Annotated in this window: 16 protein-coding genes; 10 read left to right on the top strand and 6 right to left on the bottom strand. The window is 59.1% G+C overall.

What is annotated here, in order from left to right:
- Positions 1-183: 183 nt before the first annotated feature.
- On the bottom strand, positions 184-1,677 hold the full coding sequence (locus IFT47_RS17230) for a CoA-acylating methylmalonate-semialdehyde dehydrogenase (RefSeq protein WP_192173237.1): 1,494 nt from the start codon (positions 1,675-1,677) through the stop codon (positions 184-186).
- Positions 1,678-1,744: 67 nt separating this feature from the next.
- Positions 1,745-3,091 carry an aspartate aminotransferase family protein gene (locus IFT47_RS17225; RefSeq protein WP_192173463.1) on the bottom strand — a complete coding sequence of 449 codons (1,347 nt, stop codon included), beginning with the start codon at positions 3,089-3,091 and terminating at the stop codon, positions 1,745-1,747.
- Positions 3,092-3,235: 144 nt separating this feature from the next.
- Between IFT47_RS17225 and IFT47_RS17220 the strand changes: the two genes are divergently transcribed.
- From IFT47_RS17220 to IFT47_RS17195, 6 genes are all read left to right on the top strand, one after another.
- A complete protein-coding gene (locus tag IFT47_RS17220; RefSeq protein WP_192173238.1) occupies positions 3,236-4,156 on the top strand; it encodes a LysR family transcriptional regulator in 921 nt (306 codons plus the stop codon).
- 174 nt (positions 4,157-4,330) lie between these two features.
- Entirely contained in the window at positions 4,331-5,725 is a 1,395-nt protein-coding gene (locus IFT47_RS17215) for a uracil-xanthine permease family protein (protein WP_192173239.1), read from the top strand.
- Positions 5,726-5,809: 84 nt separating this feature from the next.
- Complete coding sequence (locus tag IFT47_RS17210; RefSeq protein ID WP_192173240.1) at positions 5,810-6,469, top strand: TetR/AcrR family transcriptional regulator; 660 nt, start codon at positions 5,810-5,812, stop codon at positions 6,467-6,469.
- 33 nt (positions 6,470-6,502) lie between these two features.
- Positions 6,503-7,090, top strand: a complete 588-nt coding sequence (locus IFT47_RS17205; protein WP_192173241.1) for an IMPACT family protein — start codon at positions 6,503-6,505, stop codon at positions 7,088-7,090.
- A gap of 601 nt (positions 7,091-7,691) precedes the next feature.
- Entirely contained in the window at positions 7,692-8,378 is a 687-nt protein-coding gene (locus IFT47_RS17200) for an SDR family oxidoreductase (RefSeq protein ID WP_192173242.1), read from the top strand.
- A gap of 170 nt (positions 8,379-8,548) precedes the next feature.
- The gene (locus tag IFT47_RS17195) at positions 8,549-9,904 is read left to right on the top strand and encodes an 8-oxoguanine deaminase (RefSeq protein WP_192173243.1); all 1,356 of its coding nucleotides are present in this window, start codon (positions 8,549-8,551) and stop codon (positions 9,902-9,904) included.
- Positions 9,905-9,973: 69 nt separating this feature from the next.
- Here IFT47_RS17195 and IFT47_RS17190 read toward each other — a convergent pair whose 3' ends face one another.
- Positions 9,974-11,065: a calcium:proton antiporter gene (locus IFT47_RS17190; protein WP_192173244.1), complete on the bottom strand. Its 1,092-nt coding sequence runs from the start codon at positions 11,063-11,065 to the stop codon at positions 9,974-9,976.
- A 328-nt stretch (positions 11,066-11,393) separates the two neighbouring features.
- On the opposite strand from IFT47_RS17190, the gene IFT47_RS17185 reads away from it, so the two are divergent.
- A complete protein-coding gene (locus tag IFT47_RS17185) occupies positions 11,394-12,347 on the top strand; it encodes an adenosine deaminase (protein ID WP_192173245.1) in 954 nt (317 codons plus the stop codon).
- A 71-nt stretch (positions 12,348-12,418) separates the two neighbouring features.
- On the opposite strand, the gene IFT47_RS17180 is transcribed toward IFT47_RS17185, so the two are convergent.
- Positions 12,419-13,111 carry an ArsR/SmtB family transcription factor gene (locus IFT47_RS17180; protein WP_192173246.1) on the bottom strand — a complete coding sequence of 231 codons (693 nt, stop codon included), beginning with the start codon at positions 13,109-13,111 and terminating at the stop codon, positions 12,419-12,421.
- Between the two features lie 724 nt (positions 13,112-13,835).
- Positions 13,836-15,044: a Bcr/CflA family multidrug efflux MFS transporter gene (locus tag IFT47_RS17175; protein WP_192173247.1), complete on the bottom strand. Its 1,209-nt coding sequence runs from the start codon at positions 15,042-15,044 to the stop codon at positions 13,836-13,838.
- Between the two features lie 227 nt (positions 15,045-15,271).
- On the opposite strand from IFT47_RS17175, the gene IFT47_RS17170 reads away from it, so the two are divergent.
- On the top strand, positions 15,272-15,631 hold the full coding sequence (locus tag IFT47_RS17170; RefSeq protein WP_192173464.1) for a hypothetical protein: 360 nt from the start codon (positions 15,272-15,274) through the stop codon (positions 15,629-15,631).
- Between the two features lie 85 nt (positions 15,632-15,716).
- A complete protein-coding gene (locus IFT47_RS17165; protein ID WP_192173248.1) occupies positions 15,717-16,211 on the top strand; it encodes a GreA/GreB family elongation factor in 495 nt (164 codons plus the stop codon).
- A gap of 76 nt (positions 16,212-16,287) precedes the next feature.
- Here IFT47_RS17165 and ettA read toward each other — a convergent pair whose 3' ends face one another.
- Positions 16,288-17,952 (bottom strand): energy-dependent translational throttle protein EttA, encoded by a 1,665-nt coding sequence (gene ettA, locus IFT47_RS17160; protein WP_192173249.1) that lies wholly within the window; start codon positions 17,950-17,952, stop codon positions 16,288-16,290.
- Between the two features lie 414 nt (positions 17,953-18,366).
- On the opposite strand from ettA, the gene IFT47_RS17155 reads away from it, so the two are divergent.
- Positions 18,367-22,188, top strand: a complete 3,822-nt coding sequence (locus tag IFT47_RS17155) for a sensor domain-containing protein (protein ID WP_407073239.1) — start codon at positions 18,367-18,369, stop codon at positions 22,186-22,188.
- The last annotated feature ends 92 nt before the right edge of the window (positions 22,189-22,280 follow it).

Raw genomic sequence — 22,280 nt, 5'->3', positions numbered from 1 at the left:
CCTCGCTGCTTACTTCGTCCAACTCGTTGATTATCAAGGAGTTTTCCGTTTCGTCTGCGCCGGAAGTGGGGCGAATTATAGATAGATCCAGAGGGGCGTCAACCCCTAATTTAATGAAACTGCCATATCGGTCAAAAATAGCTGACGGGGTGGCCAAGTTTGGGGACTTGCCCGCCCTGAGTTTTAAAGACTTGGGAACGCGAACTGCGAAGCTTCATGGCTGGCACGTTGCGGCCACCGCTGTGTAATGGCTTTGCGACGGGTATAGAAGCGAACACCATCCGGGCCGTAAGCGTGCAGGTCGCCAAACAGCGATCGCTTCCAGCCGCCAAAGCTGTGATAAGCCACAGGTACAGGCAGTGGAACGTTTACCCCAACCATACCCACCTCGATCTCGTCGCAGAACAGCCGGGCTGCCTCGCCATCGCGGGTGAAGATGCAGGTGCCATTGCCGTATTCATGATCGTTGATCAACTGCATTGCGTGCTCGAGGCTATCCACACGAACGATGCACAGCACTGGACCGAATATCTCTTCTTTATAGATACGCATCTCAACCGTAACGTGGTCGAACAAGCATCCACCCAGGAAGAACCCCTCTTCGTGTCCGGGAACCGTGAGCCCACGACCGTCCACCACCAGCTTCGCCCCCGCACCTATACCGTCTTCTATATAGCTGCTGACTTTGTCACGATGCTGCCCGGTGACCAGAGGTCCCATATCGAGACCGCTGGAAGTCCCGGCGCCGATCTTCAATCCGTTGATTTGCGGCACCAGCCTCGCCACCAGCGCATCGGCGACCTGGTCACCCACGCACACCGCAACCGAAATCGCCATGCAGCGCTCGCCGCACGAACCATAGGCCGCCCCCATCATTGCGCTTACGGCGTTATCCAGGTCCGCGTCGGGCATGAGCACTGCGTGATTCTTCGCGCCACCCAATGCCTGTACCCGCTTACCCCGTGCGGTGGCTTCCTTATAGATGTACTCAGCGATCGGGGTTGAGCCGACGAAACTCAACGCTTTGACTTCAGGGGCTTCGATCAGCGCATCAACCGCTACCTTGTCGCCGTGCACGACATTAAGTACACCCTTCGGCAATCCGGCTTCATGGAGCAACTCTGCTATCAACAGCGTTGAGCTTGGATCGCGCTCGGAAGGTTTGAGTATGAAACAGTTGCCACAGGCGATCGCCAACGGATACATCCACAGCGGAACCATGGCGGGGAAGTTGAACGGGGTGATGCCCGCCACTACGCCGAGCGGCTGAAAGTCAGACCACGCATCGATGTTCGGTCCGACGTTGCGACTGTACTCGCCCTTGAGAATTTCAGGCGCCGCACAGGCATATTCGACGTTTTCGATACCGCGCTTGAGTTCTCCCGCCGCATCTTCAAGGGTTTTGCCGTGCTCTTCGCTGATCAGCCGGGCAACACGTCCTTCGTTCTGTTCCAGCAACTGCTTGAAGCGGAACATGACCTGCGCGCGTTTGGCAGGCGGTGTACTGCGCCATGCGGGGAAAGCGGTCTTGGCAGAGTCAATCGCTTGTTGAACAGTTTCGCGACTGGCGAGGGGTACTTTACGAATCACTTGGCCGGTTGACGGATTGAACACATCGGCAGTGCGGCCATTTTCACTGACCAGCTCGCCATGAATCAGGTGCTGAATGTTGCTCATGCATAACTCCGGAAAACGTTAGCCCGCAGGCGCAGCCGGACTGCGCCTGTGAGCAAATAAAAGATGATCAGTCGATTTGATTGAGGGCCTGACCCACTGCATCAAACATGCGATCAAGGTCCTCGGCCTTGCTATTGAAGGTCGGTCCGAATTGCAGAGTGTCGCCGCCGAAGCGCACGTAGAAACCGGCCTTCCACAGCTTCATGGCCGTTTCAAAGGGGCGCACGATGGCGTCGCCGTCGCGCGGCGCAATCTGAATGGCGCCGGCAAGACCGTAATTGCGAATATCGACGACATTCTTGCTGCCCTTCAACGCGTGCAAATAGCCTTCGAAATGCGGCGCGGTTTCGGCGACCTGCTGCACTAGGTTCTCGCGCTGAATGATTTCCAGCGCGGCAAGGCCGGCGGCGCAGGCAACGGGATGTGCTGAATAGGTGTAGCCATGGGGAAACTCCACAGCGTACTCGGGCGTCGGCTGATTCATGAACGTCTGGTAAATTTCGGTGCTGGCTATCACGGCCCCCATCGGGATCGCGCCGTTGGTGATCTGCTTGGCGATGCACATCAGGTCCGGCGTCACGCCGAAGCTGTCGGCGCCGAACATTGAGCCGGTGCGGCCGAAGCCGGTGATTACCTCATCGAAGATCAGCAGAATATTGTGCTGATCACAGATTTCGCGAAGACGCTTGAGATACCCCTGCGGCGGAACAATCACGCCAGCAGAGCCTGCCATGGGCTCGACGATCACCGCTGCAATGTTCGAAGCGTCGTGCAGTTCGATCAGTTTGAGCATCTCATCGGCCAGCGCAATGCCGCCCTGCTCCGGCATCCCCCGTGAATAGGCGTTGCTGGCAAGCAAGGTATGAGGGAGATGATCGACGTCCATCAGTTGCCCGAACATCCTGCGGTTGCCGTTGACGCCACCCAGGCTGGTGCCCGCGATGTTCACGCCGTGATAACCACGGGCGCGGCCGATCATCTTGGTTTTGGTGGCCTGACCTTTCAAACGCCAGTAAGCCCGCACCATCTTGACCGCAGTGTCAGCGCACTCCGATCCAGAGTCGGTATAGAAGACGTGATTCAGCTTGCCGGGTGTCAGATCGGTGATCTTTTCAGCCAGCTGGAAGGACAGCGGGTGTCCGAACTGGAACCCGGGCGAGTAGTCCAGCGTACCCAACTGCCGGGAAACCGCTTCCTGGATCTCCTTGCGCGTATGCCCCGCGCCACAGGTCCAAAGCCCCGACAGACCGTCATATATCTTGCGGCCCTTTTCGTCCGTGAGATAGCTGCCTTCCGCAGCGACGATCAGCCGTGGATCACGATGGAAGTTTCGGTTCGCCGTGTAAGGCATCCAGTGGGCGTCTAGTTTGAGCTGGCTCGCCAGAGACATGTCGGACGATTCGGGCATATTCATCGGAATTAACCTCACTGGGCGTGGGTGGCCTGATTTCCTGCCGAATTTACGAGCAGGAGCAGGGCCGGTTGCAGCTAAAGTGCCACGGGCATAAAGTCCGAAAAACCCTGCTTTTACGATTTTCAGTTGACTGGTTACTAAACTATGAGCACCCGCCGTAATGATCCTCTGGCGCAAGTCAGCGATTTTGATATCCGTCTGTTGCGCATTTTTCGCAGCGTCGTCGAGTCCGGGGGCTTTTCGGCAGCAGAAAGCGCGCTGGGTATTGGTCGCTCCGCCATCAGCCAGCAGATGAGCGATCTGGAGCAACGCCTTGGACTGCGTCTTTGCCAACGGGGTCGCGCGGGGTTTTCGCTTACGGAGGAAGGCCGCGAGGTCTACCAGTCCTCGCTGCAGTTATTGAGCGCCCTCGAGAGTTTTCGTACGGAAGTAAATGGTCTTCACCGACACCTGCGCGGCGAGCTGAACATAGGGCTGACGGACAATCTGGTCACCCTCCCCCACATGCGGATCACCCACGCGCTTTCCCAACTGAAAGAACGCGGCCCGGACGTGCACATCAATATCCGCATGATTGCGCCCAACGAAGTCGAGCAGGGCGTGCTCGACGGCAGCTTGCATGTCGGCGTAGTACCTCAGGCCAGCGCCTTGTCGGGACTGGAATATCAGCCGCTGTATAGCGAACGTTCGCTGCTGTACTGCGCCGTCGGCCACCCGTTGTTTTACGTCGACGACGCGCAGCTGGATGACGATCGATTGTCAGCGCAGGAGACCATCGCGCCGACGTTTCGTCTGCCCGGTGAAATCCAGGCCCACTATCAGGCGCTGAAATGCACCGCGAGCGCGTCGGACCGGGAGGGTATGGCGTTTCTGATTCTGACGGGGCGTTACATCGGCTATCTGCCCGACCATTACGCCAGCCTCTGGGTGCAACAGGGTCGGCTGCGCGCGCTGAAACCCAAGACGCGGTTTTACGACGTGAGCCTTGTAACCGTCACGCGCAAAGGGCGCCGCCCCCATTTGGTGCTGGAAAGTTTTCTGGAGAGTCTGGCTGCCACACGATGAGGCCGGCCGAGTACGTCGGCACCTCACTAACACGCAGTTAAACGTCCGCCATATTCGTCCAGCCCCTTGATAAACGGGCATGTACAGCGAATCGGTAAACAGGTATCTGATCAGTTGGACAGGTTTTTGCAGTAAGGCTGGATGTCGAAGCCCACACAAAAATCGAGAGCCAGCATGCAGCCTGAAGCGCCAGACAATAACGACCTCATCTACGGCCTCAATGACCGGCCGCGCCCCGGACCCGCGGTCCTAGCTGCAATCCAGCATGTCCTCGCCGCATTCGTCGGCATTATCACGCCGCCAATGATTATCGGATCGGCGCTCGGGCTCGGCGCGTACATGCCTTATCTGATCAGCATGGCGTTGATGGTGTCGGGGGTGGGTACGTTCATTCAGGCGCGACGACCGTTCGGTATCGGTGCCGGCATGATTTGCCTGCAAGGCACAAGTTTCGCGTTTCTCGGGGCAGTGCTGTCGGCAGGCTTCATGGTCAAGCAGCGCGGTGGCAGCCCGGAGGACATCATGGCCATGGTGTTCGGTGTGTGTTTCTTCGGCGCCGTCGTGCAGATTGTGCTCAGCCGTTTCATCGGCCAGTTGCGTCGAGTGATCACGCCACTGGTAACCGGCATCGTCATCACGCTGATCGGCGTCAGCTTAATCAAGGTCGGGGTGACCGATCTAGGTGGCGGCTTTAACGCTCCGGACTTCGGCGAGCCGGTCAATCTGGCCCTCGGCGTATTCGTGTTGGCAGTGATCATTGTGCTCAACCGTTCGAGCGCGCCCTGGTTGCGCCTCTCGGCCATCATCATCGGGCTCGCGGTCGGCAGCATCGCAGCGTGGTTCAGTGGAAAACTCGTACCTCACTCCATTGCCGACGTTGCGCTGGTCAGCATCCCTGTGCCCTTCCGGTTCGGATTCAGTTTCGACTGGGCCGCTTTCCTACCAGTCGCGCTGATTTATCTGATCAGCAGCATCGAAACCGTCGGCGACCTTACCGCCAACTGCATGCTCTCCCGCGAACCCATCAAAGGCCCAAGCTATATTGCCCGGCTGAAGGGCGGTGTGTTGGGCGACGGCGTCAGTTGCATGATCGCGGCGACGTTCAGCGCATTCCCGAACACCACATTCGCGCAGAATAACGGTGTGATTCAGCTCACTGGCGTGGCCAGCCGTTATGTCGGTCTCTACATCGGAGCAATCCTGTTTCTGCTCGGACTGTTCCCGGTGATCGGTGCGATTCTTCAGCAGATTCCGAAACCTGTGCTTGGCGGTGCGACATTGGTGATGTTCGGCAGCGTGGCGGCGGCGGGGGTGCGGATTCTTGCCCAAGCGCCGCTGGACCGCCGCAGCATGTTGATCATCGCTACCTCTTTCGGAGTAGGGCTGGGTATCGCGGCGCAACCGACGCTGCTGCATCATTTGCCTCAATTGGTACAGAGCCTGTTTGACTCGGCAATCACCAGCGGCGGACTGACGGCCATCGTAATGTGCCTGCTACTCCCGGAAGGCAAGCAAACAAGCGAGACGAACGAAGCCAAACAACAGACAACGGAATCCTTTGAGCACTGATTTACGAGGGCAACGCTTGTCGGATCCTCGCGGGTGCGCTATCTGTTCACCGCGTCGCACCCAATGATCCGTCTGGAACCGCACATGACCCTCGAAGTCCCCGCTCACAGCCCCAGCGCCACCAAACCGGCCAGCCGTATTCGTCAGAAAAACGAAGAAGCGATCTTGAAGGCGGCCGAAGACGAGTTCGCTCGCCATGGCTTCAAAGGCACCAGCATGAACACGATCGCGCAAAATGCCGGGCTGCCTAAAGCCAACTTGCACTATTACTTCACCAACAAGCTGGGTCTGTACATCGCGGTGCTGAGCAACATTATCGAGTTGTGGGACAGCACGTTTAACAACCTGAGCGCAGAGGACGACCCGGCACAGGCGCTGACGCACTACATCCGCGCGAAGATGGAATTCTCGCGGCGCCAGCCACAAGCCTCGCGCATCTTTGCCATGGAGATCATCAGTGGCGGCGAATGCCTGAACCAGTATTTCAGTCAGGACTATCGCGAATGGTTTCAGGGGCGTGCCGCGGTCTTCCAGGCCTGGATCGATGCAGGAAAGATGGACCCGGTCGATCCGGTGCATCTTATCTTTCTGCTGTGGGGCAGCACTCAGCATTACGCTGACTTCGCCACGCAGATCTGCCAGGTGACCGGCCGTTCGCGGCTGACCAAGCAAGACATGGAAGTCGCCGGGGATAACCTGGTCCGGATCATTCTCAAAGGGTGCGGACTCACCCCCACGTTATAACTCCCTGAAAGCCAAACGCAGTCTGGAACTTCAATGCCTTCTACGCTCACCGGCCCCTGCGAGTTTCGAGAAGAGATTCGCAAGAGCCGCTTTATAACTCTCGCAGCGCCCATCGACACGCCTGCCGATGCTCAAGCGTTTATCGAGCAACACAGTGATCTCGACGCCACGCACAATTGCTGGGCCTGGAAGCTGGGCGCGCAGTACCGCAGCAACGACGACGGCGAACCAGGCGGCACCGCGGGACGACCGATACTCGCAGCCATTGATGCCCAGGATTTTGATCGGGTCGTCGTGCTCGTCATTCGCTGGTATGGCGGGATTCAACTGGGCACCGGCGGGCTGGCGAGGGCCTATGGCGGAGGCGCCAACAAATGCCTGCAGCAGGCCGATCGAGTGCCGCTGATCAATCGCGTGTCGCTGCAATTCGACTGCAGCTTCAGCGAGCTGGTGCTGATAAAGCTGCGAGTGGCCGAGCTAAACGGTCTTGTGGAGGAAGAGCGCTTCAACGCCAACGGTGTCACGCTCTCGATTGCCCTGGCTCCCGAGCAGATTGAAACCCTTCAGCGCCAGCTTTCCGACATCAGTCGCGGACGAATCGTGTTGCAGCCGCCGCAGTAATCAACCCACGGACAGATCGACGCCTTCCTCGCTAAAGCCGGTCCTGCGAGCGAACGCGACAGCTGTAACCGGCTGTGGCGTTTGCCCACATCTACTGTGCATCCGCCTGTGGACAAGCTGAGCATACCCCGTCGCAGGCCTTGATCCATATGGCTTTGCGAAGGTTGATCACTTTTTAGCCAAAACACTGTGCTGTGGGTAAATCCAGCGATAAAACAGGACGTTAGCGCCATTTATGCCAACGTGGCACTCCTTTCGAGCGGCTTCCATTACCAATCCACAACTACCCACATTAGCTGTGGAGCATTCTGTGGATAACCCGTGCAAGCCTTCGCGGGCTGCTGAATCCACGGAGTGTTGGGTGAGCTGGATGTTTTTTATACAGACACACATCGTGGCAGGATTGAGCGTGCGCCATCCTATTTGCCTGACATTCATATCGGAAACGTCCCCTCACATATGTCGTCAGCCTCTGTCATCCTCTGCCGCTAACTTATGCGCCTCGTGGCAATACAGCGCTTCAGGAAACAAAATTCTCGACACGTGGCGATGTCCACCCATTGAGTGAAATTTTTCGTTTGTCTGTACAGGAGTCATTTCAATGTCCACCCCTAAAACAGCCCTAATCATCGGCGCTTCGCGCGGCCTTGGCCTTGGACTGGTGAAACGTTTCGCGGAACTCGGCTGGGCAGTCACCGCCACTGTCCGCGATGCCCAGAAGGCCGACGAGCTGAAAGCACTGCCGAATGTCCAGTTGCAGACACTGGACATCGATGAGCAATCGTCCCTCGAAGTGCTCACCCACAACCTCAAGGGCCAGACGTATGACCTGCTGTTCGTCAACGCCGGCGTGATGGGCCCGATGCATCCGAACCCCACCGACGCCACCGCTGGCGAACTGGGTCAGCTGTTTCTCACCAACGCCGTCGCGCCGATCCGCCTGGCCAAACGCTTCGTCGACCAGATCCGTCCCGAGACTGGCGTGATCGCGTTCATGAGCTCGGTGCTCGGCAGCGTCACCATGCCGGACGCGCCGGAGATGGCGTTGTACAAAGCCAGCAAAGCCGCGCTGAACTCAATGACCAATACTTTCGTGACGCAGTTGGGCGAGAACAAACCCACCGTGCTGTCGATGCATCCGGGTTGGGTCCGTACGGCGATGGGCGGTGAAGGCGCTGACATCGACGTCGAAACCAGCGTGCGCGGGATTGTCGAGCAGCTTGAGCGATTTGCAGGGAAAGGTGGTCACCACTTTGTGAACTACAAGGGTGAGACGATTCCCTGGTGATCGCGATGCAAGTCGCGGCAGTATGAGCTGTCGTGACTTGCCCACACCCGCCGCAACACTCTAGAATCCGCCCTCGCCTCGCAGCGCACTCGATGCTGCGGCGACCCTGGATCAGCAGACAGGGCAACACTGAGCTGGCGACCTGAACCCACTTTCAGAGGAGCCGGCCAATGCCCGCGATCCGTACCTGGTTGAAAAATCCCCTTGCCGTTTTCACGGCCAATGATCTCGATGCTCGTGGCGGCCTGGTGGTCGAAGGCGGGGTTATCGTTGAGATGCTCCCGCTGGGACAACAGCCTACACAGCCTTGCGATCACGTATTCGATGCACGCGAGCATGTCCTGCTCCCTGGCCTGATCAACACGCACCACCACTTCTATCAAACCCTGACCCGAGCCTGGGGCCCGGTGGTCAATCAGCCGTTGTTCCCCTGGCTGAAAACCCTGTACCCGGTGTGGGCGCGGCTAACGCCGGAAAAACTCGCACTGGCCAGTAAGGTCGCCCTGACCGAGTTGCTGCTGTCGGGCTGCACCACCGCCGCCGACCACCATTATTTGTTCCCTCAGGGTCTGGAAGACGCCATCGATGTGCAGGTGGAAAGTGTTCGCGAGCTGGGAATGCGCGCAATGCTGACGCGGGGTTCGATGACCCTGGGCGAGGCAGACGGCGGCCTGCCACCCCAGCAAACCGTCCAGCAGGGCCAGGTGATTCTCGATGACAGCGTGCGTCTGATCGACACCTATCATGAGCGGGGTGACGGTGCCCAGATTCAGATTGCGCTGGCACCGTGCTCGCCGTTTTCGGTGACGACTGAGATCATGGCCGAAAGCGCGGCCCTTGCCGAAAAACACGACGTACGTCTGCACACGCATCTGGCTGAGACTCTCGACGAAGAGGACTTCTGCCTGCAGCGCTTCGGCCTGCGCACGGTGGATTATCTGGACAGCGTCGGCTGGCTCGGCCCTCGTACCTGGCTGGCCCACGGCATTCATTTCAACAGCGAAGAGATCACGCGCCTCGGCCAGGCGGGCTCCGGGGTCTGTCATTGTCCGAGTTCGAACATGCGCCTCGCGTCAGGCATCTGCCCCACGCTGGACCTGCTTGCGGCGGGCGCGCCGATCGGTCTGGGGGTCGACGGTTCTGCGTCAAATGACGCCTCGAACATGATGCTTGAAGCCAAACAGGCGTTGTACCTCCAGCGGTTGCGCTATGGGGCGAAAAAAATCACGCCGGAGCTGGCGTTAGGCTGGGCGACCAAGGGCTCGGCGCAATTGCTGGGTCGGCATGACATCGGCGAGTTGGCCGTGGGTAAACAGGCTGATCTGGCGCTGTTCAAGCTGGACGAGTTGCGCTTCTCCGGCAGTCACGATCCGATTTCAGCGTTGCTGCTGTGCGGCGCTGATCGCGCAGATCGGGTGATGATCGGCGGCAAATGGCGGGTGATTGACGGTCAGGTCGAAGGGCTCGATCTGAAGGAGCTGATTGCAGATCATCGCCAGGCGGCTGCGGAATTGATCAGGGGCTGATAGGCCATTACAGCAGTGGGGAAGTCAAACTGCTGACTCCCCTGCTGCTAGCTTTAAGCCGAACCTGATCTATAACCCCATCAACGACAGCATGATGAAGGTGGCAAACAGCACGAAATGCGTCATGCCTTCGATGGCGTTGGTTTCGCCGTCGTTGAGGTTGATGGCGCAGACCAGCAGGGTGACGAAAATCATCACGGTCTGCACCGGCGTCATCGCCATCTGGAACGCCTGGCCGCTGTATAGCGCCATGCCTTCCATGACAGGTACGGTCAGGATCACCGTCGACAACGAGGCACCGAGGGCGATGTTGACCACCGACTGCATGCGGTTGGCCAGCGCGGCTCGCAGTGCGGTCAGGATCTCCGGCGCTGCCGAAATGGCCGCCACCAGAATCGCCGTCATGACAGGCGGCGCGCCGCTGCCTTCAAGACCCAGATCAACGGTTTTCGACATGACCTCGGCCAACGCGCCAATAACCACCACACCGAAGACCAGCGTCGCGATCGAGCGCGTCAGGTTGACTGGCTCGTGCGTTTCCTCGGCCTCACCCTTGCGGCGCTTCTTGTCCGGGTAGCTGTAGCTGAAGAAGTAGCTGTGCGGCCCGACCTGCATGCGCAGGAACAGTGCATAAAGCAGAATCATCGCGCCGATGGTGAAAGCCGAATACAGCTTCCACTTCCCTTCCGGAATGAATTCAGGCACCACCATCGACACCGCCATGGCAGTCAGAATCATCACGCTGTAAGACCGCGCGGAGTCATCGTTGTAGGACTGTTCACCGTGCTTGAGGCCGCCCATCAATGCGGCGAGACCCAGAATCCCGTTGATGTCGAGCATCACAGCCGAGTAGATGGTGTCCCGTACCAGCGTGGGTGAAGGTTCGTTGCTCATCATGATCGCCAGAATCACGACCTCGACCAGCACCGCTGACAGCGTCAGAATCATCGTGCCGTAGGGATCACCGACCTTCTCCGCCAACAGTTCGGCGTGGTGAGCCACCCGCAGCGAGGCGCAGATGATGAAGCCCACCAGGGCGATACCCGCTATCAGCGCGACGGTGTTTCCGTTGCTGAGCAATTGGTGTTCGTAGAAGTACGCGAAAAAGGTCGCAATGACCGCCAGTAGTAGAAACTTTTCCTGCTTGAGAATCGTGCCCATCGCTGCCTTTTAGCCCCTTGCGACCCTGGCCGCACATCCATGAAGTGAAATTTACTGAAGCGCTTGAGAGTATCGATGTAAACAAAGGTTTCAAGACAGGGTAGCAGCGGGTCGCGACACATCGTCGCGCCACCGCGACAAATTGCCATTTACCGGTCTGTGTTCCGGATATTCAGACGCCGAAAACGCCTGCGACTGCTGGGCCTCGCTGCCAGGACCGGTGGCAATGCAAGCCAAAGCAGCGTGTGAACCGTCCGGTCAGGTTTTATTCAGCCCGCGCGTCTGACTCTGTAGAATGCCCGCCATTGCACCTTACGAGACAAAGCCCATGTACGACTGGTTGAACGCCCTGCCCAAGGCAGAACTGCACCTGCATCTGGAGGGCTCGCTAGAGCCGGAACTGTTGTTCGCTCTGGCTGAGCGCAACAAGATCGCCCTACCCTGGGCGGACGTCGAAACCCTGCGCAAGGCCTACGCGTTCAATAATCTGCAGGAGTTTCTCGACCTGTATTACCGCGGTGCCGACGTGCTGCGTACCGAGCAGGACTTTTACGACCTGACCTGGGCTTACCTGGAGCGCTGCAAGGCGCAGAACGTCATTCACACCGAACCGTTCTTCGACCCTCAGACCCACACCGACCGCGGTATTCCTTTTGAAGTCGTGCTTAACGGCATCGCCGGCGCCTTGAAAGACGGCAAGGAAAAACTCGGCATCGGCAGTGGCCTGATCCTGAGCTTCCTGCGCCATTTGAGCGAAGACGAAGCGCAGAAGACCCTCGACATGGCCCTGCCCTACCGCGACACCTTCGTCGCCGTCGGCCTGGACAGCTCGGAAATGGGCCATCCGCCGAGCAAGTTCAAGCGCGTCTTCGACCGTGCTCGCGGTGAGGGCTTCCTGACCGTTGCCCACGCAGGTGAAGAAGGTCCGCCGGAGTACATCTGGGAAGCACTGGATTTGCTGAAGATCCAGCGTATCGATCACGGCGTGCGCGCCATCGAGGACGAGCGCCTGATGCAGCGCATCATCGATGAGCAAATCCCCCTGACGGTCTGCCCGCTGTCCAACACCAAGCTCTGCGTTTTCGAGCACATGGGTCAGCACAACATTCTCGACATGCTTGAGCGCGGCGTGAAAGTGACCGTCAACTCCGATGACCCGGCGTACTTCGGTGGCTATGTGACCGAGAACTTCCACGCGCTGCACACCCATCTGGGCATGACTCAGGATCAGGCCAGACGTCTGGCGCAAAACAGCCTCGATGCCCGTCTGATCAAGCCCTGATCAAACACGCCCCTTGATCAGCAACCGCGTGTGGATGCTCTGCTCCACACGCCCAGCTCCCTCTGGGAGCATCACGCCGCCGAGGCGATTTTGCTGATTTCTCGCTGACCATTGGATGAGACCTGCAACGTGGAGGCCTCCTCGGTCGTCCGCAGCCAACCCAGCTGCATAAACAACTGCAAAAGCCCCGCCCCCAATGCGCCGCCGAGGTGTGGGCTGCTTTCATGACAGTCAACACAGGCGCACACGGCTTCGCGTCGTCTGTGGGCCAGCGCGGGAATGAAAATCCCCCGTTCGGCAAAGCGCGAGATGCCGACGCTGGTGACTTCCAGCCGGTGTTCGGATTGTTCGATCCAGCCCGCGCCCAGCATCCTCAAATACAGCTCCGCACCCATTTCGCCGCCAAGATGATCCGCGCAGACACTGGCGCGGCACAACGGAAGGGGCGGCAACGGTTGCGCCATGCTGCGGCTGATCAGATCCGCGCTGACCATGGACGCACTGACCAGCGCCTGGACCGCAGTCCGGACTTCCGGAGCGGCCAGCCTGAAATACCGTTTGCGGGCGCGGACTTCATGGCGCAGCAATCCGCCAGCGGCAAGGCGCGCCAAGTGTGCACCGGCAGAAGAAGTGGAAAGACCCACTAGCGAGGCTACCTCATTGGCCGCCCGCGATGTTCCGTCCATCAGTGCCCACACGATCGCGCTGCGTTTAGGGTCGGCGAGCAATGCAGCGATCTGGCTGATGCAAGGTACATATTCCATGTCTTCACTCCCTGTTGAACATTATCTAAGCGGCCCGGCACCGGTGCGCAGGTCGAAGCGTTGGCTTGGCCTGGTGTGGCTTGGCGCGTAATCACGGGCGTAATCAATTGAAAGCGCCGGGCCATTGCTGTGGTGAACCATCATCGGTGTTTACGGCGAAAACAGACATTGATTTAAATCACGTCATACAAACTCTGATTACTGGAACTTGCAGGTCATACAGATAGTTTCGCCCGAGCAATACAGATAGATGACAAGAATTAAATCGGATCCATGACGGCGCTTAGTATAAGACCTGCGGCCGATCGGCGGATCAACTTGTCCATTGCTTAGCCCTTTGTTTGTGGGCCGTATTGGCAAATGTTCAGCACAATCCGGCAGACCCCATGCTACGCAGACTTAGCCGGATAGCCGTAGCCCCTTGAAGGACGGGCATTTGCGCGGACAGGAGCCGTTCGTGAATTCGGCGCCAGGGCGATTGCCTACGCTGAAAACTCCTGAGGACTTCAAGAAAATAAGCTGCTCAAGGGACGTGCCAGAAGTGAAGTCCTCTCGATCCAGCATGAGACCAAGTTGAGAGTTTTTAACCGCTGTAAGAAGTTTCCAATTCCGAAGTAGTAAACGGCTGTATATAACACGCTCTTTTCAACAGGCTGAACATGCTTGTACAGGTACTCCTTAAACCCGGTAAATATCGGCAACGCGTTAACGTTGCCGACGTCGGTTAGATCCGCACATCCGCGTGGGGAGTCAGCGCATCTCGCTTCTGCTGCGCCCGGCGTGTAACAACCGAAAGCGTCACAGCCAGAACGCCGCACAGCGTAATAACGGTCGCCATTGGCACGGCCGTTCCGTCATGCAGTACGCCCACCAGCGCTGCCGCGCCCGCAGCGACACTGAACTGCAAGCACCCCAACAAGGCCGACGCGCTGCCCGCACGTTTGCCCTGCCCACTCATCGCGCACGCCGAAGCGTTGGGAATGATGCAGCCGAGGCTGGCGATATAGATGAACAGCGGAATCAGCAGCGGCCACAGCTTTTCGGTATGCAGGGAGGCGATGGTCAGCAGAACAAGGGCGGCAGCGAGATAGATCCAGACAGTCCGCGACAGCAACCATGCCGGACCATAGCGCCCGACGAGTCGAGCGTTCACTTGGGCGATGAGGATGAACCCGGCAGCGTTGATGCCGAACAACCAACCGTAGTGTTCCGCCGGGACGCCGTAGAGCTTGATGAAAACGAAAGGTGAGCCTGCGATGTAGGAAAACATCCCGGCCATCGCGATGCCGCCAGTGAGCGCGTGGCCCAGAAAGATCCGGTCGCCCAGCAGGTTCCAGTACGACCCGAGCGCGCCCGAGAGGGGCAGTCGCGGATGGCCGACCGGCATGCTTTCCGGCAAGCCCCTGAAAACCGCCACTGCAGTGAGTGCGCTGAACACCGTCAAGGTCAGGAAGATGGCCTGCCAACCCACGACGTTGACCAACAGCCCGCCGAGCATCGGGGCCAGAATCGGCGCCAGGCCCATGACCAGCATCAATTGCGAGAACACCTTGGCTGAGTCAACCGGTGAGCATTTGTCGCTGACGATCGCCCGCGACAGCACCATACCGGCACATCCCCCCAACGCCTGTACAAAGCGGGCAGCAATCAGCCATTCAAGAGAAGGCGCCAAGGCGCACGCCAGCGATGCGAGGGTGAACAAGCCGACGCCAAACAACAGCGGGATCCGACGGCCGAAGCGATCGGCAATCGGGCCGTAGGCGAGTTGGCCGATGCTCAGGCCGAGGAAATAAGAGGCCAGGGTCAGCTGAACGTGTTTCTCGTCCGTGCCGAATGCCAAAGCGATGGCCGGGAAACCTGGCAGGTAAAAGTCGATGGCCAACGGGCCAAAGGCGCTGAGTGCGCCGAGGATCAGAATCGTTCTGAGGTTCATCAATCTTCCTAAACGGTTTTGCGCAGCGCGACAGTTTAACAACCTTGAATCAGCGCGGCCCGCTCACAGAAAAATTACCGGAAGTTTTTTCAATACGTCGTCGCGGGGTGAAAAAGGGGGAACTTATTGCACGTGACCGAGCATCGGTTAATGGATTTCCTACAGCGTTTTTACCAATAACTCACAGAAGCGCTTCTAAACTTTTCTCAAGCAGTGAGGAAATCAAAATGAATGCGCGATGGGTTGTGCTGTGGTGCGTTGTCGTTGTCGCCGGATGTCAGTCTACCCACGACCAGCTATTGGCCGAAGGTTACCCACCGGCATTCGCTGACGGTTTTCAGGATGGGTGCGGAAGCGGGCGGCAGTCCATCGACGTGATCAAAGGGCAATTCAAAAAGGACGTGCCCCGCTATCTGCGTGACACCTTGTACGCACAAGGCTGGTCAGATGGATTTCGTCAGTGCCAGGCCCAACTTGCCAACAGCAATGTTCAGGATCAGGGCCGCGACAGCATCTGGAATGACCGCGACCGCGACTGGGACCATCAAAGGGCCCAAGACGCCGCCAAAGCCTACCGCTCTCATTGAACGCCAGTTGCGTCTACATAACGGGTGAAACTATCGGGCACCCACCATGGCCCAATGTGACTAAGCCATGAACAGGAGCCCCGCCATGAGTCGCGCCTTCGTCAACGAAGACAACGCCGCCGCGCAAATCGACCCGCCGGTTGAACGGCAGATCAGCGTCCAGACCAATTACGTCACCCAGCGCGGCCTCGATCAATTGCATGATCAGGTTGAGCAACTGCAAGCGCAATACAGCGAACAGAACGCCCGGGGTGATGAGGCAGACAAGCAGCGCATGGCCGAAATCGAGCGCGACCTGCGTTATTTCAACCAGCGCCTGCAGAGCGCCCAAGTGGTCAGCAGCGCGTCAGATGACAAGGTTCAGATTGGCAGTTGGGTAACTTTTGCCGACGAGGACAATGTCGAACAACGCGTGCAGTTGGTCGGCGAGGATCAGGCCGATGCGGGCAGTCAACTGATCAACTGGGCGTCGCCGCTAGGCAAGGCATTGCTGGGCGCCAAGGTCGGAGACGAAGTCACCTGGCAGCGGCCGGTCGGCGATGCAGTCATTGAGGTCATACGCATTGAGGCTGGCGACTGACTCACTCGACTGACAATCAGTCAGACACAAAAAACGGAGCCCGAAGGCTCCGTTTTTTTTATGCCACCAACCCGAATCAGGCCAGTTTCTTGTGACGCACGCGGTGCGGCTGCGCGGCTGCATCGCCGAGGCGTTTCTTGCGATCGGCTTCGTATTCGGTGTAGTTGCCTTCGAAGAACACGGCTTGGGAATCGTCTTCGTACGCGAGGATGTGAGTCGCCACGCGGTCAAGGAACCACCGATCGTGAGAGATCACAATGGCGGCGCCCGGGAAGTCCAACAGGGCTTCTTCGAGGGAACGCAGGGTTTCAACGTCGAGGTCGTTTGACGGTTCGTCGAGCAGCAGGACGTTGCCACCCTCCTTCAACGTCAGCGCCAGGTGCAGACGACCGCGCTCACCGCCAGACAGGTCCTTCACGAACTTCTGCTGATCGCCGCCCTTGAAGTTGAAACGGCCGACATAGGTGCGCGAAGGGATTTCGTAGTTGCCGATCTTGATCTGATCGGAGCCGTCGGAAATCTGCGCGAACACGGTCTTGCTGCCGTCCAGATCGTCGCGGCTCTGATCGACGCACGCCAGTTGCACGGTCTCGCCGACTTCGATGGAGCCGGAGTCGGGTTGCTCCTTACCCATCAGCATGCGGAACAGTGTCGACTTACCGGCGCCGTTACCGCCGATCACACCCACGATGGCGCCTTTAGGCATGGAGAACGACAGGTTGTCGATCAGCACGCGATCGCCGTAGCCCTTGGTGACGTTTTTGAATTCGATGACCTTGTCGCCCAGACGCGGACCGGCCGGGATGTAGATCTCATTGGTTTCGCTGCGCTTCTGGAATTCCTGAGACTGAAGCTCTTCGAAGCGTTGCAGACGGGCCTTGGATTTCGACTGGCGCGCCTTGGCACCTTTACGGACCCACTCGAGCTCTTCTTTCATGGCCTTTTCATGGGCCGACTGCTGCTTGGATTCGGCCGCCAGACGGTCGGATTTGGCTTCAAGCCAGCCGGAATAGTTGCCTTCGTACGGAATGCCCGCGCCACGGTCGAGTTCCAGAATCCAGCCGGCGACGTTGTCGAGGAAGTACCGGTCGTGCGTGATCGCAACCACGGTGCCCGGGAAATCGTGCAGGAAATGCTCGAGCCAGGCGACGGAATCGGCGTCCAGGTGGTTGGTCGGTTCGTCGAGCAGCAGCATGTCGGGGGCGGACAGCAACAGGCGGCACAGAGCCACGCGGCGTTTCTCACCACCGGACAGGTGTTCGACCTTGGCATCCCAGGCTGGCAGACGCAGCGCATCGGCGGCGACTTCCAGCTGGCGCTCAAGGTTGTGGCCATCGCTGGCCTGCAGGATCGACTCGAGCTTGGCCTGTTCGGCCGCCAGCTTGTCGAAATCAGCGTCCGGCTCGGCGTAAGCGGCATAGACTTCGTCCAGACGCGTTTGAGCGTCCTTAATAACGCTGACCGCTTCTTCGACCACTTCACGTACGGTCTTGGTCGGGTCGAGCTGCGGCTCCTGCGGCAAGTAGCCGATGTTCAGCTCAGGCATCGGGCGCGCTTCGCCGTCAAACTCGGTGTCAACGCCGGCCATGATTTTCAGCAGCGTGGATTTACCCGAACCGTTGAGGCCGAGGACGCCGATCTTGGCGCCGGGGAAAAACGAGAGGGAGATGTTTTTCAGGATTTCCCGCTTCGGCGGAACAACTTTGCTCAGCCGATGCATGGTAAAGACGTATTGAGCCATGGAATGAAAACCTGGAGTGAGACTGTGAATAAAGGCGCGAGCTTGGTGCTGCGTCGGAAAAAATGCGTTTATCTTCGCGCCGCAACTTGCCGTAGCGCGATTCCGGGCCTTGAATTGATCAGAGCCAGACCGGCGCGGCAGGGACAAACTTCCGAGGGCCGGTATTAAAGCTGGAGCAATGCTTGCAGGCCTTTTGAATCATGCAAGCATGCCGTGCAGAAACCGGCGCGTCGCGCGTGGCGCAAAGCTACCCGAATGCACGCAACAGGGCAAACCGTCCGGCCCATTAGCGCTGGCACTTAGCCACAGCTCGGTGGCATGCTAGCCGCCTTTTGCGCACCGGGCTTATAGTGCGTCTCGCACATGTTGATTCAGTCCAGTAGTCAGGATCACAGTTTGCTCAAACCGACCCCCATCTCACCCCTGCGCCCATCCGATAGCGCAACGACCGTGCCTTTGCGAGGCGTGCTCAGAGGTGCGCTCGCGGTCCTGGTCCTGATGATGTTGATGCTGTTGTTATGGCAGATGATCGAACAGTTCCAGCAGTCTCAGGAACGTCAGCACAAGCGCAGCATCGACTACAGCGTGCAGCTCGCCGACCGGTTGAGCCTGAACATGGCCCTCAACGCGCAGGTCGCGCTGAATGTGCTGGACGGAGCACGCGACCCTTCGCAATCCGCAGACGAATCAGCGGCAGTGCTGGCGAGTCTGCGTCAGTCCATGCCAGCAGTGAAAAGCCTGGTCTGGCTCGACAGCGATGGGAATGTCACCGCCGACAGCGATGGCGAGACCCGTGACGTAGGCTTTTTGACCCAGATGCATTCGGTCATTCAGGGTCACCCACACTTTTATGCCAACGACCCGGGGGCAGCGACGTTCTATCTGTTCATCCGTCAGCCCGGCGCTGGCAATGAACGCTACTGGGCGCTGCGGCTTAGACCTGAACTACTGAAATCCCTGACCCGCCAGAGCGATCTGGATTACCAGCCCGTCTGGCTGTTGGAGGACATCAGCAATCGCCGCCCCCTCTACAAAAACCTGCTTGATGCCGATCAGTCCACCGAGCGTCAATTGCAGACAGTGCTGCTGCAACCCCTGGCCCACAGCGACTGGCAACTGCGCGGCTTGTTCGACCCGCAGAAAGCCCGCCAGACGCTGCTCTTCCCGCTGATCGGGAAATGCCTGCTCGCCCTGTTCTGTTCCATCATTCCGTTGTTTGCGCTGCGCAGCCTGCGCCGCCGGCAACTTCAGTTGCATCAAAGCCGTCGCCGCTACAAAGACATATTTGAAGGCACCGGCGTTGCGCTATGCGTACTGGACCTCTCCGGTCTGCCGGCTCATCTCAGGCACCTGCAAGTGAACAGCGGCGAAGAACTGAACGCGCGCCTGATCAGCCAGCCCGAGCAAATCAGCGGCCTGCTTCAGCAGTTGCGCATCACCGAGGTCAATCAGGTCGCCGCTCAACTGTTGCGCGCAGAATCGGCACAGCATGTCTGGCAGCAACTGATCGAAGGTTGCCCTCGCGCTCGAAACGGCATCGGTCTGCAGATACTCCAGGCCGTCCTCGACGGGCAACGTCAGCTGGAGCTCGAAATTCTGCTCCCTGGTGCGCAGGGCGGTGACCAACACGTGTGGCTGGTCATGCGCCTGCCCGAGCAGCTCGAAGACTTGAATGCCGTCATTCTCAGCATCAGCGATTTCACCAACCGCAAGCAGGCCGAGCTGTCGTTGCAGGAGCGGGAGCAGTTCTGGTCGGATGTCGTGCGTACCGTCCCGGATTATCTGTGCGTTCTGGATGCGGTGACGCGGCGGATCATTTACAGCAACCACAACATGGGCCTCGCCCTGGGCTATGAGGCGGCCGAGCTGGATGAGATGGGCGAGCTTTTCTGGGAAACGCTGCTGCACCCGGACGATATCGGTGCGTATGAGCAGTTGCGCCTTGTACGCACTGAGCATGGCCGCAGCGACCTGATCCAGTGCCAGCTGCGGTTCCGCACCCGACGCGGCGACTGGCGTCGTTTCGAGATCCGTGAACAGGCGCTGGCGGCGGACAATGACGGCCAGATCGGACGCATTGTCGGCGTCGCCAAGGACATCACCGATCAAGTGGACGCCAGCCAGTCCCTGCGCGAAAGCGAGCAGCGTTACCGGATGCTGGCAGAGAGCATCAGCGACGTCATTTTCTCGACCGATCGCCTTTTGCTGGCCAACTACATCAGCCCCTCGGTCAATACGGTGCTGGGTTACAGCGCCGAGTGGATTCTGCTAAATGGCTGGAAGGCGATCATCGCCAACCCGCAGCAGCTCAGCGGCTTTTATGCGCTGCTGCAGCGGATCAGTAAAGCGCTGAAAAAGCCCGAAGCGCTGGCGGACCTGCGCAGCGAGATCCCTACGCAATTGTTCCTGTTCGATTGCCTGCGCGCGGATGGCCGCAAGATTCCTGTGGAGCTGCGTCTGGTTCTGGTGTGGGATGAATCCGGAACTTTTGAGGGCGTTCTGGGCGTAGCACGTGATGTCAGTCAGCAGCGGCGCGCCGAAAAAGACCTGCGCATGGCGGCCACGGTATTCGAACACTCGACGTCGGCCATTCTGATCACTGACCCTGCGGGTTATATCGTGCAGGCCAACGACGCCTTTACGCGGGTCAGTGGCTACGCCGTGTCGCAGGTGCTGGATCAACTGCCGATGATGCTGACCGTCGAAAATCAGCAGGCAGCGCACCTGGGTTACATCCTCAAACAGCTGAGCCAGCGCGGCAGTTGGGAGGGTGAATTGTGGCTCAAGCGTCGCGACGGCGAGCACTACCCGGCATGGGTCGGGATTACCGCCGTGCTCGACGATGAAGGCGACCTGGCCAGCTACGTGTGCTTCTTCAGCGACATCAGCGAGCGCAAGGCGAGCGAGCAGCGCATCCATCGGCTGGCTTATTACGACGCACTGACGCATCTACCCAACCGCACGCTGTTTCAGGACCGTTTGCACAGCGCGTTGCAACATGCCGAGCGTCAACACACGTGGGTGGTGTTGATGTTTCTCGACCTCGATCGCTTCAAGCCGATCAACGACTCGTTGGGCCACGCCGCCGGCGACCGCATGCTCAAGGAAATGGCCTTGCGCCTGCTTGGATGCGTTGACGAAGACGACACTGTTGCGCGCATGGGCGGCGACGAATTCACCCTGCTGCTGCAACCTCGCCCCACCCAACAGGCCGCGCTGAACCGGGCGATTCATGTGGCCGAACAGATTCTTGCCAGCCTGGTGAAACCCTTCGTGCTGGAGGGCCGCGAGTTCTTCGTCACGGCCAGTATCGGCATCGCGCTGAGCCCGCAGGATGGTAACGAACTCAGCCAGTTGATGAAGAACGCCGACACGGCGATGTACCACGCCAAGGAACGCGGCAAGAACAACTTCCAGTTTTATCAGGCCGACATGAACGCCACCGCCCTTGAGCGTCTGGAGCTGGAAAGTGACCTGCGCCATGCTCTGGAGCAGGGCGAGTTCACGCTGTATTACCAACCACAGTTCAGTGGTGACGGCAAACGTCTGACCGGCGCCGAGGCCTTGCTGCGATGGCGTCACCCGCGTCGCGGCCTGGTGCCGCCGGTGGAATTCATCCCGGTGCTCGAGGAGCTCGGGCTGGTGGTCGAAGTCGGCGAGTGGGTGCTCAAGGAGGCGTGCCGCCAGTTGCGCGAGTGGCATCTGGCGCGGGTCCGCGTGCCGAAGGTGTCGGTCAACATTTCTGCACGGCAGTTTTCGGACGGCCAGTTGGGCACGCGCATCGCCGGTATTCTGCAGGAAATCGGCCTGCCGCCCGCCTGCCTCGAGCTGGAACTGACCGAGAGCATCCTGATGCGTGAGGTGAGCGAAGCCATGCAGATTCTGGCCGGGCTCAAGCGGCTGGGCCTGAGCATCGCAGTCGATGACTTCGGCACCGGCTACTCGTCGCTGAATTACCTGAAGCAGTTCCCCATCGACGTGTTGAAGATCGACCGCACGTTCGTCGATGGCCTGCCATCCGGCGAACAGGACGCGCAGATCGCCCGGGCGATCATCGCCATGGCCCATAGCCTCAATTTGTCGGTGATTGCCGAGGGCGTGGAAACCCACGAGCAGCTGGAGTTTCTGCGTGAACACGGCTGCGATGAAGTGCAGGGCTACCTGTTCGGCCGCCCCATGCCGGCGACGCGGTTCGAGGCTCAGTTCAGCAACGATGCGCTGTTTATGCTCGACTGACGCGAGTTGCAAGCTTCAAGCGGCAAGCTACAAGCAGAAGCCGCCCCGCATTCAGCTTGAAGCTTACGGCTTGAGGCTTGAGGCTTGAGGCT

Source organism: Pseudomonas sp. CFBP 13711, assembly GCF_014842265.1.
Lineage (GTDB): Bacteria > Pseudomonadota > Gammaproteobacteria > Pseudomonadales > Pseudomonadaceae > Aquipseudomonas.
Note: the sequence above shows the minus strand (reverse complement) of the source record. Positions and strands in the feature narration are given on the sequence as shown.